The sequence below is a fragment of the Streptomyces sp. CY-1 genome, from assembly GCF_047218265.1.
GTDB lineage: Bacteria > Actinomycetota > Actinomycetes > Streptomycetales > Streptomycetaceae > Streptomyces > Streptomyces niphimycinicus.
In genome coordinates, this window is the sequence record NZ_CP178393.1 from 6,838,464 (window position 1) to 6,852,199 (window position 13,736).

General features: G+C 69.7%; 14 protein-coding genes. 12 read left to right on the forward strand and 2 right to left on the reverse strand.

The genetic code is table 11. The features are described from left to right. Positions 1 to 205 precede the first annotated feature (205 nt). Genes ACK1X7_RS29430 through ACK1X7_RS29440 form a run of 3 tightly spaced genes read left to right on the forward strand, consistent with a single transcriptional unit; the run spans position 206 to position 1,844 of the window. Positions 206 to 466, forward strand: coding sequence for a hypothetical protein (locus tag ACK1X7_RS29430; protein WP_385147322.1), 261 nt, complete (start codon positions 206 to 208; stop codon positions 464 to 466). Further along, entirely contained in the window at positions 438 to 965 is a 528-nt protein-coding gene (locus tag ACK1X7_RS29435; RefSeq protein ID WP_385147319.1) for a DUF6879 family protein, read from the forward strand. The genes ACK1X7_RS29430 and ACK1X7_RS29435 overlap by 29 nt, the downstream gene beginning before the upstream one ends. Positions 966 to 989: 24 nt before the next feature. After that, entirely contained in the window at positions 990 to 1,844 is an 855-nt protein-coding gene (locus ACK1X7_RS29440) for a helix-turn-helix domain-containing protein (protein ID WP_413115848.1), read from the forward strand. Between the two features lie 53 nt (positions 1,845 to 1,897). Here ACK1X7_RS29440 and ACK1X7_RS29445 read toward each other — a convergent pair whose 3' ends face one another. Next, a complete protein-coding gene (locus tag ACK1X7_RS29445; protein ID WP_390793044.1) occupies positions 1,898 to 2,386 on the reverse strand; it encodes a hypothetical protein in 489 nt (162 codons plus the stop codon). Between the two features lie 13 nt (positions 2,387 to 2,399). Next, positions 2,400 to 3,854, reverse strand: coding sequence for a helix-turn-helix domain-containing protein (locus tag ACK1X7_RS29450; protein ID WP_216346615.1), 1,455 nt, complete (start codon positions 3,852 to 3,854; stop codon positions 2,400 to 2,402). 192 nt (positions 3,855 to 4,046) lie between these two features. Here ACK1X7_RS29450 and ACK1X7_RS29455 point away from each other — a divergent pair, with 192 nt between their 5' ends. The 9 genes from ACK1X7_RS29455 (at position 4,047) to ACK1X7_RS29495 (ending at position 13,446) form a co-directional block, all read left to right on the forward strand. Continuing rightward, on the forward strand, positions 4,047 to 4,619 hold the full coding sequence (locus tag ACK1X7_RS29455; protein WP_413115849.1) for a hypothetical protein: 573 nt from the start codon (positions 4,047 to 4,049) through the stop codon (positions 4,617 to 4,619). Then, positions 4,616 to 4,822: a hypothetical protein gene (locus tag ACK1X7_RS29460; protein ID WP_390793042.1), complete on the forward strand. Its 207-nt coding sequence runs from the start codon at positions 4,616 to 4,618 to the stop codon at positions 4,820 to 4,822. The genes ACK1X7_RS29455 and ACK1X7_RS29460 overlap by 4 nt, the downstream gene beginning before the upstream one ends. 195 nt (positions 4,823 to 5,017) lie before the next feature. After that, a complete protein-coding gene (locus ACK1X7_RS29465) occupies positions 5,018 to 6,106 on the forward strand; it encodes a methyltransferase domain-containing protein (protein ID WP_413115850.1) in 1,089 nt (362 codons plus the stop codon). Between the two features lie 326 nt (positions 6,107 to 6,432). After that, positions 6,433 to 7,467, forward strand: a complete 1,035-nt coding sequence (locus tag ACK1X7_RS29470) for a BMP family lipoprotein (protein WP_211125135.1) — start codon at positions 6,433 to 6,435, stop codon at positions 7,465 to 7,467. Between the two features lie 34 nt (positions 7,468 to 7,501). After that, the gene (locus tag ACK1X7_RS29475) at positions 7,502 to 9,262 is read left to right on the forward strand and encodes an ABC transporter ATP-binding protein (RefSeq protein WP_413115851.1); all 1,761 of its coding nucleotides are present in this window, start codon (positions 7,502 to 7,504) and stop codon (positions 9,260 to 9,262) included. Further along, on the forward strand, positions 9,259 to 10,392 hold the full coding sequence (locus ACK1X7_RS29480; protein ID WP_385147301.1) for an ABC transporter permease: 1,134 nt from the start codon (positions 9,259 to 9,261) through the stop codon (positions 10,390 to 10,392). Before ACK1X7_RS29475 ends, ACK1X7_RS29480 begins: the two co-directional genes overlap by 4 nt. Beyond that, a complete protein-coding gene (locus ACK1X7_RS29485) occupies positions 10,389 to 11,684 on the forward strand; it encodes an ABC transporter permease (protein ID WP_361494328.1) in 1,296 nt (431 codons plus the stop codon). The genes ACK1X7_RS29480 and ACK1X7_RS29485 overlap by 4 nt, the downstream gene beginning before the upstream one ends. Then, positions 11,681 to 12,103: a cytidine deaminase gene (locus ACK1X7_RS29490; RefSeq protein WP_413115852.1), complete on the forward strand. Its 423-nt coding sequence runs from the start codon at positions 11,681 to 11,683 to the stop codon at positions 12,101 to 12,103. The genes ACK1X7_RS29485 and ACK1X7_RS29490 overlap by 4 nt, the downstream gene beginning before the upstream one ends. A gap of 65 nt (positions 12,104 to 12,168) precedes the next feature. Continuing rightward, on the forward strand, positions 12,169 to 13,446 hold the full coding sequence (locus tag ACK1X7_RS29495; RefSeq protein WP_385147294.1) for a thymidine phosphorylase: 1,278 nt from the start codon (positions 12,169 to 12,171) through the stop codon (positions 13,444 to 13,446). Positions 13,447 to 13,736 lie beyond the last annotated feature (290 nt).

Genomic DNA, 13,736 nt, shown 5'->3' on the forward strand with positions numbered 1-13,736 from the left:
CGCCCCGGGAGGTTCCATCGCCTCGGCCGGGGTTCGTCGTACCCGCCGACGCTAGGAGCGAGATATGCAGCATAGCCAGCAATGTGCAGAAGTTTGCGAACGGCCTTCTCAGGGAGCTGCTGTGAGCCCTCGCGCCCTTGACGGTTATATCCACGCGCGGGATGGTGGCGCAAAGAACTGCAAGCCCTTGTCGATGGAGGCTGACGTGCCACTACTGTTCGTCGGAATCGACCCCGCCACTGAGAAGGACAAGAGCCCCACCTTGTGGGTCGACCAGGAGAAGAAGGAACTCGTCATCCAGGGCTGGAAGCCGAGCCCCGAACTCGAAGCGGAATGCGCCGCGTTCGACCTGCCGGGGCACGCGAAGGGCATCCCAGACGACGAGGCCGTGGTCCGTATCCCGGCCCGGATGGTGCACATGATCAAGGAGGCATGTGATGTCATCGAGCGAGCCCACGTTCGCTGAGCTCCTCGCGGGCTGCACGCGCTCGGCCGTGCACCTGGAAATGCGCGACCAGTACGCCGTCACTGACGAATCCGGCGCCTTCAGCACCTGGCGACGCACGGGCCAGCGCGACACGGACCCAGCATCCGAGAACTGGGCCCCGTGGGTCGAGCTGATCTCCGGCGCGGTCGCACGCGGCGTCACCGTGCGCCGGGCCCGCATCGTGTCCGAGCCGGTCACCGACTACATCCAGTGGGAGCACGCCGGAACCGTCGTCAACGTACACGCAGGCGAACAAGTGCGTTGGCTGCCCCGCCGCCGCGTCTCGGACATCGCCGTACCCGGCAACGATTTCTGGCTGTTCGACGACCGGTTGATCCGCTGGAACCACTTCACCGGCGACGGCGCATGGGCCGGACAGGAGTTCACCGACGACCCAGCGGCCATCAAGCTGTGCGCCTCGGCCTTCGAGACCGTGTGGGCGCGCGCTACCCCGCACGACCAGTACGAGATCCACTGACAGCACGCACCGGTAGGCCACCTCATGCCCGTCTCCCCGTCCTCGTCCGTCCATGCCGCGCGCGAGGCCGTCGCCGGACGGCTGCGCGACCTCCGCAAGGAGGCCGGACTGACGATCGTTGAGCTGGCCCACCGGTGCGGTTGGCACTACTCGAAGACGTCCCGCATCGAGAACGCCCTCACCGGGCCTACAGCCACGGACATCCGAAAGTGGTGTGCCGCCGCGCACGCCAAGGACCAGGCGCAGGACCTGATCGCCCAGTCCCTCAACGCAGAGTCGATGTACAGGGAATGGCGCCACAAGGTCCGCAGCGGACTGAAGCACCTTCAGGACGGCCTGGTGCAGTTCTACCGGGAGACGGAGCGGTTCAGGATCTACTCGTCCACGGTGGTTCCCGGGCTGTTGCAGACCGAGGGCTACGCCGCCGCCGTCCTTACCATCGCCGCCCGCTTCCACGATCTCCCGACCGACGACGTGGCCGAGGCCGCGCACGCCCGCATGGACCGCTCACGCGTCATCCATGAAGCAGGACACCGCTTCGCAATACTGCTTGAAGAGTCCGTCCTGCATTACCAGATCGGGGACGCCGATGTAATGGCGGCCCAGATCGGGCACCTCCTCGCCGTGGGTGGGCTCCCGGCGGTGTCGCTCGGGATCATCCCGATGGAGGCGCACGAGCGCGCGCAGTGGCCGGAAGAGACTTTCCATATCTACGACGACAAGCTTGCGTCGGTCGAGTTGGTGTCCGCATCGGTGAGCGTCACTCAGCCGTCGGAGATTGCCCTCTACTCGAAGACGTTCCATCGCTTGCGCGCCATGGCCGTGTACGGGGCCGAGGCGCGGGCGTTGATCCTGAAGGCCATCGAGGCCCTGCACTGACTCCGGGCGCGACGGGCTCTCGTCCGGCCCGCGTGCCGGACGAGGGGCTTTCGTCAGGCCCGGCGGGACGCCCCGTCCGGCCAGACGACATCCACCGGGATGTCCGCCTCGCGCGCCTGGTGCACCACGTCCGCCGTCCCGCCGCCCTTGCCCGTGGGCGGCCGGCCGTTCCACACGGCCACCAGCCGATCGGCACGCTCCAGCAGCACGGCGTTCGCCGCCTCGTACGCTTGACGGTCTGCCGTGGCATAAGGCATCACCAGCACTTCGTCCGCCGCCTCCACCAGCCGGTCGAAGGTTGCGGCATGCTCCGGCTTCACCTTCGCCTGCCGATAGTCCGCCGAAGGGATCACCACGGCCAGGCGCCCGCCCGCGGCCAGGACCGCATCCGCGAAGAGGCTGTCGCTGCCTTTCGCGATGCACGACACCCCTACCAGGCTGGAGGGCTCATAGGCGGCAAGGATCTTGTCCAGTTCTCCTCGCACCAGCGGCACCGATGCGTCGGTGATGTCCATGTGCCCCGTCACAGCGATCGTCGTCATCGCGCCATCCTCGTTATGCGGTCAGCAGGCTCCGGATGCTACCGCGCACGTCAGCCACGGCCCGGGGTACGCCATCTCCCACTGTGTAGGGGTACAACTGTGCCAGTTGTACGCGCACGCGACCGGAGCGAAGGCTGGACGCGGCGTCGACAGCGCGTCGCGAGCAGTCGGCCGCGCTCTGCGTGTCGCCCAGGAGGAAGGCGCATTCGGCTAGGCCGATCCAGTCGAGGGCGTAGCTGCGCCCAGCTTCCGGACCCCGCTGTTCCAGGGCGGTACGGATGTGGTCGGCGGCCTGGTCCGCGTAGGCACGGGGCTGGGAGCGGGCCATCTCCAGGAGTCTGCCGCCGGTGACTCCGGCAAGCTCGGCGTCGTTGAAGTAGCCGATCCAGTACGGCTCGGTTTCGTTCCGGTCAATGGAGCTGAGCGCGTCGGCGGCCTGTGCGGTTGCGCGCCGGAAACCTGACGGGCGATCCATGCTGGCCAATGCCCACGCCTCGCGGGTGTGGAGCATCGCCCGCAGCCTGGAACCAGCGGTGCGGCGCACCCCGTCCTGGGCCAGACGCACCAGTTCCAAAGCGTCGTGTGGCCGGTCTTGGTACAGCATCTGCCGGGCCATGCCCGCCAGCACGTTCGCGCCGAAGAGGGTGTCGCCACCTGCGTGAGCCGCTCGGAGTGCCAACCGATAGTAGTCCTGGGCACGGCTCTGCTGGCCGATGTCCCACGACATGGAGGCCGCCGTGCCTGCGAGTTCGGCCATGACGCTGTACAGACGCCGCTCGATGGCCGGGGCCTGGTGCTCGTCGAGGGCGGCAGCCACCTCGGCGAGCTGCCCTACGACGGCCTTTCTGTAGAGGCCGCTTCCACCGGCTCGGCCCCACTGGCGGAAGGCGCGCGCCGTGGTCTCCAATTCGTCCACTTCGCGAGTGCCCAGGCGACCGGGGCGACGTGGTCGGCCGTCGGCTGCGGCGGGTGTGCGCCACCCGTCGAGAGTGTCGAGAAGCGGCGCACCGGTGACGATGCCCGCGAGGGCGCGCGTCGCGGCTCGGCGGTCCATCAGGTCGCTCCTGGTGAGGTTGGCGGCCATATCGACGGTGGTGTCTGGCCGCCACGGTACGGCGTCGGTATCTGCGTGCTCTGGGTGGGGGCGGGCTGTCTGTAGTTCTTGGGGCGCGGAGTCTGTGCTTTCCCACGGCCGGGGCGCGAGGCCGACGAGGTGTCCGGGGATGCGTAGCCCGTCCGAGATCCGGCGGATGACCTCCATGGAAGTGACCCGACTGGATCCGTTCATGATCGTGGAGACCTTGCCTGGGGTGAGCCCGCAGGCTGCGGCGATTCGGTTCTGCGACAGTCCGCCCCATTTTTTGATCAATGTGAACGCTGCGGCGAAGTCGTGCTCTTCCAGGGCTCGGCGCAGGTCGTCTCTGTCGAGGACGTCTGAGGCGAGCGGGCCGGGGGCGGTGGCGTCCATGGGTGGTCCAACTCCAGTTGATCGTAAGCGCACCGATGCTGTGTACCGAACCAAGAACGAGCGTATTACCGCCTCGGTAACACCTGCCGATTATCCCGTGATTGCTGTCACACCACCAATCTCGATGTGTGCCAACCCTTCACCGATGATGTCGGGAGAAATCGTGCAGTCGAATGACGCCTGTCGCTTGCCGTGGACGCCACCACCAGCCGGGATGTCGAGGCGTTACCCGCAGGCAAATGGTGGGACTCCGTACGGGCCGCGCCCTTGGTGGGCGAGCGAGCTCTGGAACTGCTCGGCGACGAGACCGGCGCCGTCATCCAGGACAAGTACGGCACCCTCTACTGGCTCATCGAGGTGGGTTCCGCTGAGAGCTGGTGCCTGCGGCAGGTCCGCGTCCTCACCGAGCTGACTGACGAGAGCACCTACCTCGGTGTGCCGCCCACCTCCAGGACGGAGGGCCCCGGCACCCACTGGCGCGTGCCGCTCTCGGCCGAGCACTACCTCACCGACGTCTTCAAGCTATGGGGAGCTCTGGCCGAGGCCGACCGTGTCGTGCTCGGCCCGGTCCCGCAGGGCCGCCAGACCTGCTATCGCTGCGAACTTCCCACCGAAGAACCGGTCATCGTCGATGTCCAGCACGGCGGCAGTGGCGCCGGACGCACCATCTACGCCTGCCCGCGCCACACCCTGACCTACCCGCGCGACACCGTCGCCGAGGCCGCCGCCAGGCGCCGCGCGCTCGACCAGAGCGTGACCCGATGACGGCCGCCGAGCAGAAGACCGCCGAGCAGACCGCCGAGCGGACCAAGGACCCGTTCGCCGACGAGGCGTGGCGCGCCGCCATCGGGCACGCCGCGGGCTGCCTGGCCTGCCGGGCGCCCGGCACCGGGTGCGAGACCGGGGAGCGGCTGCTCCGCGCCTATGAGGAGGCCGCGCGGCAGGCGCGACGTGAGGAGGGCGAATGAGACACCGACGCCAGGCCCCCGAAGGGGCGGCATTGTTCGACTACACGGGCGCCCAGGCGCCCGTACCCAGGAGGTAGAACGGTGACGACTGTCGAGAACAAGCACAAGGGTGATCCCGCCCCGATCAAGCCGTGGACGCCCCCGCCGCCGCCCCCGCCGGACGGCACACCGCCCCCGAGGGAGAAGTGAGGGCCCATGACCGAGGACTGGCGACCACGTCACGCGGCACTGGTGGAAGCCCTCGCCGCGTCCGGCGAACTGCCTGACGCATGGCGTCCGGCCTTCGACGCCGTGCCACGCCACCGCTTCATCCCCGGCGACATCTGGGAGCAGCGGGCCACCTGCGTTCCCGTCACGACGGACGCGGCCTGGTGGGACCTCGTCCACCGGGATGTGCCGATCGTGACGCAGGTGGACGACGGGCAGAGCGACGGCCCAGGAATCGCGACCTCGTCCAACTCCATGCCCACGATGGTGGCGCGCATGCTCACCGCGCTCGATGTCGCCGACGGGCAGCGGGTGTTGGAGATCGGCACCGGCAGCGGCTGGAACGCCGCACTCCTCGCCGCGCGCCTGGGGAGCGGGAACGTCACCACCGTCGAGGTCGATCCGGTGCTGGCGGAGAAGGCCGCGAAGGCCATCAAGGAGGCCGGATACAGCCCTGACGTCGTATGGGGCGACGGCGCACGGGGTTGGAAATCCGGGGCGCCGTACGACCGGATCATCGCGACCTGTTCGGTGCGCCGCATCCCCCACGCATGGGTACGGCAGACCACACCTGGCGGGCGCATCCTCGCCCCGCTGGCAGGAGACTTCTGGTCCGGGGCGCTGGTACGGCTCGACGTGGGCGGTGACGGGGTGGCCTCCGGCCGGTTCATCGGCGGTGCCCGGTTCATGCCGATGCGCTCGGAGCGCCCCGGCCCGGATGCCCCGGTGGACAGCGGAACCGGGCGGCGCAGCAGCGTCGGCGAGCTTCCTGTCGACATCGTGGCGGGCCTTGGTTTCGCCCTCTACGCGGGCGCGAAACTGCCGGGCGTGGTCATGGCCGACGGAGCACCGGAGGGCAGGTATCAGCTCTGGTTCCACGATCGGAACGGGTCGGCGGCCACGGTCACCCAGGAGGAGGTGTGGCAGTACGGCCCACGCCGGTTGTGGGAGGAGGCCACGGCCGTGCACAGCGCATACGTGCATGACGGCAGCCCGGACCCCGGCGATTTCGGGCTGACCGTGTTCCCCGGCGGACAGCGACTCTGGCTCCGCTCACCCGACACACCCCTCGGTTGACGGACGAAGCCCCGGCCCCGCCCGTGCGGCACCGCCGTAGTGCACGGGCGGGGTCCGTGCACCCGGTGGTGGGGGTGGAGGGGCGGGCGGCCCGGCCCTGCTCTTGATTCGGGAGCCTCGTCCGCCGGGTCCCATACCGGGACGTACCGGGCGCAATCGCGGCCGTTTTGCCCGCCCGAAACGTTGTGTAGACCTGGCGGACACAAGAGGTTCGCGACGATCCGATAACGGCTTCCTAAGGGGCCTTTATCTGGCATCTACGCGCGTTACGATGCGGCGGAACCAGCGCCGCAAGGGGCGCTTCGAGAACATCAGAGGGGACCCTCGTGCGCCGGGTATCCACGATAGCTGTCGCGGGCATCGCCACCGCGGCTCTCGCATTCTCCGTCACCGCCTGTGGCAGCAGTTCCGAAGAGGGAAGCAAGGACGCCGGCATCGGCCTGGCCTATGACGTCGGCGGCCGTGGCGACCACTCCTTCAACGACTCCGCCGCCAAGGGCTACGACAAGGCCCTGAAGGACTTCGACGTCAAGGGCAAGGAGTTGACGGCGAAGGACGGCGACACCGACGCCGACCGCTACGACAAGCTGGCGAGCCTCGCCGAGGCGGGCTACAACCCCGTCATAGGCGTCGGCTACGCGTGGACCCCCTCGCTCACCAAGGCCGCCAAGAAGTACAAGGACACCGACTTCGCCATCGTCGACTCGGTCGTCGAGGCCAAGAACGTGGCCAGCCTGGTCTCCGCCGAGCACGAGGGCTCCTACCTCGCCGGTGTGGCCGCGGGGCTGAAGACCAAGTCCAACAAGGTCGGCTTCATCGGCGGCACCGACAGCGCGCTGATCAAGAAGTTCGCGGGCGGCTTCCAGCAGGGCCTGAAGGACACCAACCCCAAGGCGTCCCTGGACGTCCAGTGGGTGCAGGTCGGTTCGCCCAAGGGCTTCGGCATGCCGGACCGCGGCAAGGACATCGCCGAGGGCATGCTCTCCAACAAGGTCGACGTGATCTTCTCGGCGGCCGGTGGCTCCGGCGCGGGCGCCATCGAGGCGACCGCGGGCAAGAAGGGCACCTGGTCGATCGGCGTCGACGGCGACCAGTACTACGACAAGGGCCTGGCCCAGTACAAGAACTCGATCATGACCTCCATGGTCAAGACCGTGGACGGCTCGGTCTACGACTTCATCAAGAGCGTCATCAAGGACAAGAAGCCCGAGAGCGGCGTCCAGTCCTACGACCTCAAGCGCGGCGGCGTCTCCCTCTCGTACTCCGGCGGCTTCATCAACGACATCAAGCCGAAGATCGAAGCGGCCAAGAAGAAGATCGTCGACGGCCAGATCAAGGTCAACGACACCTACAAGGACTGACCCCCGCGTCACGGACCCGTACGGCACCTGCCGGGTGCCCGCCCGGGTCCGTGGCATACCCAGGCCGGTCCGGCCCCCGGCCAGCCCCACCCCCTCCGCCCCTCAGGAGTGCGCCATCGAAGCCGCCAGCCCACCCAAGGGCGCTCCCGCCGGTGCCGTCACCGACGTCGCCGTAGAACTCCACGGAATCACCAAGCGGTTCCCCGGAGTCGTCGCCAACCACGACATCGACATCACTGTGCGCCGCGGCACCGTGCACGCCCTCGTGGGCGAGAACGGCGCGGGCAAGTCGACCCTGATGAAGATCCTCTACGGGATGCAGCGCCCGGACGAGGGCACCATCGCGATCGACGGCGAGACGGTGGAACTGCACTCCCCGGCGGACGCCATATCCCGCGGAGTGGGCATGGTGCACCAGCACTTCATGCTCGCCGACAACCTCACCGTGCTGGAGAACGTGGTCCTCGGCGCGGAGAAGCTGCACGGCATCAGCGGCAGGGCGCGCGCCCGGATCAAGGAGATATCCGACGCCTACGGGCTGGGCGTGCGCCCCGATGTCCTGGTGGAGGACCTGGGGGTGGCGGACCGTCAGCGCGTGGAGATCCTCAAGGTCCTCTACCGGGGCGCCCGGACGCTCATCCTCGACGAGCCGACCGCGGTCCTCGTCCCGCAGGAGGTCGACGCGCTCTTCGACAACCTCCGTGAGCTCAAGTCCGAGGGCCTGACGGTGCTGTTCATCTCGCACAAGCTGGGCGAGGTGCTCTCGGTGGCCGATGACATCACCGTCATCCGCCGCGGCACCACGGTCGCCTCCGTCGCCCCGTCCGAGACCGACCCCCGGCAGTTGGCCGAGCTGATGGTCGGCAGCGAGCTGCCCTCGCCCGAGACCCGCGAATCCACCGTCACCGACACCGACATGCTCGTCGTGGACGCGCTGCGGCTGACCGCCACCGATGTGGACGGCGTGGAGCGGGCCGTGCTCGACGACATCGCCTTCACCATCCGCAAGGGCGAAGTCCTCGGCATCGCCGGTGTGGAGGGCAACGGCCAGGCCGAACTGGTCGAGGCCATCATGGGCATGCGCGACCCCGACGCCGGCACCATCACCCTCGACGGCGCCGACATCTCCCACGCGCCCACCCGCAAGCGGCGCGAGGACGGCATCGGCTACATCCCCGAGGACCGCCACCGGCATGGACTGCTGCTGGAGGCGCCGCTGTGGGAGAACCGCATCCTCGGCCATGTCACCGAGGTGCCCAACAGCAAGGGCGGGCTGCTCAACCCGGCCGCCGCCCGGCGGGACACCGAGCGGATCGTCGCCGAGTACGACGTCCGCACCCCCGGGATCGAGGTCACCGCGGCCTCGCTGTCCGGCGGCAACCAGCAGAAGCTGATCGTCGGCCGGGAGATGAGCCACCACCCCAAGCTGCTGATCGCCGCGCACCCCACCCGGGGCGTGGACGTGGGCGCCCAGGCGCAGATCTGGGACCAGATCCGCACCGCGCGCCGTGAGGGCCTGGCGGTGCTGCTGATCTCGGCCGACCTGGACGAGCTGATCGGCCTGTCCGACACCCTGCGGGTGATGTTCCGCGGCCGGCTGGTCGCCGACGCCGACCCCGCCACCATCACCCCGGAGGAGCTGGGCTCGGCCATGACCGGCGCCGCCTCCGGCCGTCTGGACCACCCGGCCGACGACGGGACCGAGGCCGCGACCGACGGAACCGAGGCCGTGACCGGGGGAACCGAGGCCGCGACCGACGGAACCGAGGCCGTGACCGGGGGAGAGGCCCGATGAAGAAGCTGGACAAGGAGCGGGTGCTGCTCGCGGTCGCCGCCCCGGTGCTGGCGCTCGCCGCCGCGTTCGTGCTGACCGCGCTGGTGCTGCTGGCGACCGGCAAGGAGCCGTTCAACGCCTTCGGCATCATGTTCGACTACGGGGTGAAGGCCGACAGCCAGGTCTACATCCTCAACAAGGCGACGACGTACTACCTGGCGGGGCTCGCGGTGGCCATCGGCTTCCGGATGAACCTCTTCAACATCGGCGTCGACGGCCAGTACCGGCTCGCCGCCTTCTTCGCCGCCGTGGTCGGCGGGGCGCTGAAGCTGCCGGGGCTGGTGCAGATCCCGCTGATCATCCTGGTCGCCATGCTCGTCGGCGCCATGTGGGCGTCCATCGCCGGTCTGCTGAAGGTCTACCGGGGCGTCAGCGAGGTGATCAGCACCATCATGCTGAACTCCCTCTCCGGCATCCTCATCAGCTATCTGCTGGTGGACGGGCGGCTGGCCGACCTCGACAAGCAGACCAACATCGTGGCCACCGACCCGCTGCCGTCCTCCAGCCACTTCTTCACCTTCCCGGCGGGCGGCGACCTCGACCCCATCTGGGGCTTCATCGTCGTCGCGGCGCTCGCGGGCGTCGGCTTCTGGTTCCTGCTCGGGCGCACCCGGTTCGGCTTCGATCTGCGCGCGGTGGGCCGCTCCGAGTCCGCCGCCCAGGCCAGCGGCGTCAACGTCAAGCGCATGGTGCTCACCAGCATGCTGCTCTCGGGCGCGATGGCCGGTCTGATCGGCATGCCGACCCTGCTCAACGACACCCACCAGTTCACCTCCGACTTCCCCACCGGCATCGGTTTCACCGGTATCGCCATCGCGCTGCTCGGCCGCAACAACCCGGTCGGCATCGCGCTGGCCGCCGTGCTGTGGGGCTTCCTGGAGCGCGGCGCCAACCGCCTGGAGTTCGAGGGCTACGACAAGGAGATCGTCGGCGTGATGCAGGGCGTGATCGTCCTGTGTGTCGTCATCGCGTACGAACTGGTGCGCCGCTACGGGCTCAAGCGCCAGCAGCAGCGGGTCGGCGCGGAGCTCGCCGCCCAGGCCAGGGCCGACAAGGGCATCGACAAGACGGAGACGGAGGTGCCGGCATGAGTGCCACGGTGACCACCACCAAGAGCACGAGCACGCCGGGCAAGGGGAACGGGCCCGCCTCCCGGATGTCCCTGGGCAAGGTGCTGCTGATCGTCGCCGGGGCGCTGGTCGCGCTGTCGGTGCTGCGGGCGTTCGTCGACGCCGCCCAGCAGGCGGACTTCGACCGCGTCACCTCCTCCGGGCAGATCGCCGCCGCGCTCTCCATGGCCGTGCCCATCGGCCTCGCGGGCCTCGGCGGGCTGTGGTCCGAGCGGGCCGGTGTGGTCAACATCGGCCTCGAGGGCATGATGATCCTCGGCACCTTCTTCGGCGCCTGGGCGGGCTACCAGACCAACCCCTGGGTGGGCGTGCTCGCGGGCGTCCTCGGCGGCGCGGTCGGCGGTCTGATCCACGCGGTGGCCACCGTCACCTTCGGGGTGGACCACATCATCTCCGGTGTGGCGATGAACATCCTCGCCCTCGGCGCCACCACCTATCTGGCCAAGCGCTGGTTCGAGCCGCTGTCCGACATCGGCGGTTCCCCGAAGAACTCCCCGCAGGTCGACCCCATCCAGACGTTCACCGTCCCCGGACTGTCCGACTGGCTCGCCGACCTGGAGAACCACCACTGGTTCCTGGTCTCGGACGTCGCGGGCATCCTCGGCGGTCTGGTCACCGACATCTCCGCGCTGACCATCGTCTCCGTCCTGCTGGTCGTGGGCAGCTTCTTCGCCCTGTGGCGGACCTCGTTCGGACTGCGGCTGCGGTCCTGCGGTGAGAACCCGACGGCGGCCGAGTCCCTCGGCGTCAACGTCTACCTCTACAAGTACGCGGCCGTGGTGATCTCCGGCGCCCTCGCCGGGCTCGGCGGCGTCTTCCTGGCCCTCGTCCGCTCGCACATCTACAACGAGGGCCAGACCGGCGGCCGCGGCTACATCGGCCTCGCCGCCATGCTCTTCGGCAACTGGCGGCCGGGCGGGCTCGCGATGGGCGCCGGGCTCTTCGGCTACTCCGACGCCCTGCAACTGCGCAACGGCGGGGCGACCGTCCACGCCCTGCTGCTCCTGGTCGCACTCGGCCTCGCCGCGCTGGCGGCCTGGCGGATTGTCCGCAAGAGTTATCTCGCGGGCGCGGTGTCCGGCGCCGCGGCCGTCGCGCTGCTGCTGTGGTACGCCCTGACCGACACGGTCCCCAACGACCTGGTCAGCGCCACGCCGTACATCGTGACCCTGCTGGTCATGGGGCTCGCCTCACAGCGGCTGCGGATGCCCAAGGCGAACAACAGGCCCTATCGAAAGGGACAGGGCACATGACCACTTCCGCCGCGGCGGCCCCCGACTGGGAGGGCTTGCGCGCACAGGCCCGGGACGCGATGTCCCGGGCCTACGCCCCCTACTCGGACTTCCCCGTCGGCGCCGCCGCGCTCGTCGACGACGGCCGCACGGTCAGCGGCTGCAATGTGGAGAACGCGGCGTACGGCGTCGCGCTGTGCGCCGAATGCGGTCTGATCTCCTCCCTCGTCGCCTCCGGTGGCGGCCGTCTCACCGCCTTCACCTGCTGCGACCGCGAGGGTGCCGTGCTGATGCCCTGCGGCCGCTGCCGTCAGTTGCTGTGGGAGCACGGCGGCCCCGAGCTCCAGATGGACACCCTCACGGGCATCCGCCCGCTCGCCGAACTCCTCCCGGACGCCTTCGGCCCCGCCGACCTGCGCCGCGCCGCCGCCCACGGCTGACGTCCGCGCGCCGCCCCGGCCCACCTGGTCGCACCCCCCGCACACGAAAGGCCCCGTACCGCCCCATGGACGCCATCTCCGTCATCCGCGCCAAGCGCGACGGCACTCGCCTGACCGACGCCCAGATCGACTGGATCATCGACGCCTACACGCGCGGCGAGGTGGCGGACGAGCAGATGTCCGCGCTCGCGATGGCGATCTTCCTCAACGGCATGGACCGGGCCGAGATCGCCCGCTGGACCGCCGCGATGATCGCGTCCGGTGAGCGGATGGACTTCTCCTCCCTGCCGCGCCCGACCGCCGACAAGCACTCCACCGGCGGCGTCGGCGACAAGATCACCCTGCCGCTCGCCCCCCTCGTGGCCGCCTGCGGAGCCGCCGTACCGCAGCTCTCCGGCCGGGGCCTCGGCCACACCGGCGGCACCCTCGACAAGCTGGAGTCCATCCCCGGCTGGCGCGCCCAGTTGTCCAACGAGGAGATGCTGGCCGTCCTGCGCGAGGTGGGCCCGGTCATCTGTGCGGCGGGCGAGGGCCTGGCCCCGGCCGACAAGAAGCTGTACGCGCTGCGCGATGTCACCGGGACGGTCGAGTCGATCCCGCTCATCGCCTCCTCGATCATGTCGAAGAAGATCGCCGAGGGCACCGGCTCCCTGGTCCTGGACGTCAAGGTCGGCTCCGGCGCCTTCATGAAGGACATCGACTCGGCGCGCGAACTGGCCACCACGATGGTCGGCCTCGGCAATGACCACGGCGTCCGGACGACCGCCCTCCTCACCGACATGTCCACCCCGCTCGGCCGCACCGCGGGCAACGCCCTCGAGGTCCGCGAGTCCGTGGAGGTCCTGGCGGGCGGCGGCCCCGCCGATGTCGTCGAACTCACCCTGGCCCTGGCCCGCGAGATGCTGGACGCGGCGGGCCTGCCGGACGCCGACCCCGCCAAGGCCCTGGCCGACGGCACCGCGATGGACCACTGGCGCCGCATGATCGCCGCCCAGGGCGGCGACCCGGACGCCCCGCTCCCCACCGCCCGCGAACACCACGTCGTCACGGCCACCGCCGACGGCGTCCTCACCCGCCTCGACGCCTACGCGGTCGGCCTCGCCGCCTGGCGCCTGGGCGCGGGCCGCGCCCGCAAGGAGGACCCGGTCCAGGCGGGCGCGGGCGTGGAACTCCACGCCAAACCGGGCGACCGCGTCACCACGGGCCAGCCCCTCCTCACCCTCCACACCGACACCCCGTCGACCTTCGCCTACGCCCTGGAGGCCCTGAAGGACGCGGTCACCTACGCCCCCCACAACACGGAGTTCACGGCCACCCCGATCGTGCTGGAACGCATCGCGTAGCGGCCGCCGCACCCACGGCCCAGAGGGCTCCGCCCCCTCACCCCCACCGGGGCTCCGCCCCGGACCCCGCTCCTCAAACGCCGGAGGGGCTGAAGAGCGGGTCCCGCTCCTCAATCGCCGGAGGGGCTGAAGAGCGGGCTCCGCCCCGGACCCCGCTCCTCAATCGCCGGAGGGGCTGAATTTCCGCCACCGGCGGGTGGCCGCCGACGAGACGGGAGGGGGCGGGGTCGCAGGTGTGGTGTCCTGGACGCTTTCGCATATTTGTGGCGCCAATCTCCGGCCCACTCCAC

Bases quoted from the DNA above. Each gene is read 5' to 3' on its own strand.
- ACK1X7_RS29435 (WP_385147319.1), top strand. From the start codon at position 438: ATGTCATCGAGCGAGCCCACGTTCGCTGAGCTCCTCGCGGGCTGCACG.
- ACK1X7_RS29440 (WP_413115848.1), top strand. From the start codon at position 990: ATGCCCGTCTCCCCGTCCTCGTCCGTCCATGCCGCGCGCGAGGCCGTC.
- ACK1X7_RS29445 (WP_390793044.1), bottom strand. From the start codon at position 2,386: ATGACGACGATCGCTGTGACGGGGCACATGGACATCACCGACGCATCG.
- ACK1X7_RS29450 (WP_216346615.1), bottom strand. From the start codon at position 3,854: ATGGACGCCACCGCCCCCGGCCCGCTCGCCTCAGACGTCCTCGACAGA.
- ACK1X7_RS29460 (WP_390793042.1), top strand. From the start codon at position 4,616: ATGACGGCCGCCGAGCAGAAGACCGCCGAGCAGACCGCCGAGCGGACC.
- ACK1X7_RS29465 (WP_413115850.1), top strand. From the start codon at position 5,018: ATGACCGAGGACTGGCGACCACGTCACGCGGCACTGGTGGAAGCCCTC.
- ACK1X7_RS29480 (WP_385147301.1), top strand. From the start codon at position 9,259: ATGAAGAAGCTGGACAAGGAGCGGGTGCTGCTCGCGGTCGCCGCCCCG.
- ACK1X7_RS29485 (WP_361494328.1), top strand. From the start codon at position 10,389: ATGAGTGCCACGGTGACCACCACCAAGAGCACGAGCACGCCGGGCAAG.
- ACK1X7_RS29490 (WP_413115852.1), top strand. From the start codon at position 11,681: ATGACCACTTCCGCCGCGGCGGCCCCCGACTGGGAGGGCTTGCGCGCA.
- ACK1X7_RS29495 (WP_385147294.1), top strand. From the start codon at position 12,169: ATGGACGCCATCTCCGTCATCCGCGCCAAGCGCGACGGCACTCGCCTG.